We start from the raw sequence: 637 nt of genomic DNA, 5'->3' as shown, positions 1-637 counted from the left end.
CTTTCAGGATGAGACCGCAGGAGCACCTCTCGAGGTGCGAATCCGAGCGACAGCGAGGGCAGCGTGCAACGATAAACACCAAATCCTTCTAAACACCTGTCGAATGCTGGCAGGCCTGATCGTCCTGCGGACGATTGCCGCGCAAGCGCGGTTCGCGCCTCGAGAGGCACTCCTACAGTCGCGTGGTAGCGAGCGCAGCTATTATTTCGACGACACTCGCTGGTTACTGTCGAACTTCCAGGTGCGGATAATTTCCAGCACGTCCATGTTGCGGCGCATTTCCGCTGTAAACGCATCGAACGGGGCCGCCAGACGCACACTCTGAATGGCGGCCTGATCGAGGAATTTATGACCGGAGGACTTGAGCAGCCGCACTTCTTTCAGTGAGCCGTCTTTCTGGATCGCTACCATCAGGCGCACCGCACCATAGGTATTGCTGTTCAGGGCCCGGGCGGGAAAGTTGCGGGTACCCATGTCTTCCACCTTGCGGCGGAAACCATCAATGTAGACCGCTTCGAAGTGGGCCTTGGCGGACACCGACGTGAGACGCCGTACCCGTGGGCGCTTGGCGTAGGCTTGCTTCTGCTCGTCCAGCCGCGCCTGCAGGCTGGCGATCTGCTGGCTCAGGTCCTGCAGG

1 protein-coding gene is annotated in these 637 nt (G+C 60.0%); it reads right to left on the bottom strand.

Annotated elements, in window-relative coordinates:
• Positions 1-201: 201 nt before the first annotated feature.
• On the bottom strand, positions 202-637 hold a 436-nt coding region (locus A3754_RS23220; protein ID WP_156497172.1), incomplete at its 5' end, for an energy transducer TonB.

The sequence above is a fragment of the Alcanivorax sp. HI0083 genome, assembly GCF_001635175.1.
Note: the sequence above shows the minus strand (reverse complement) of the source record. Positions and strands in the feature narration are given on the sequence as shown.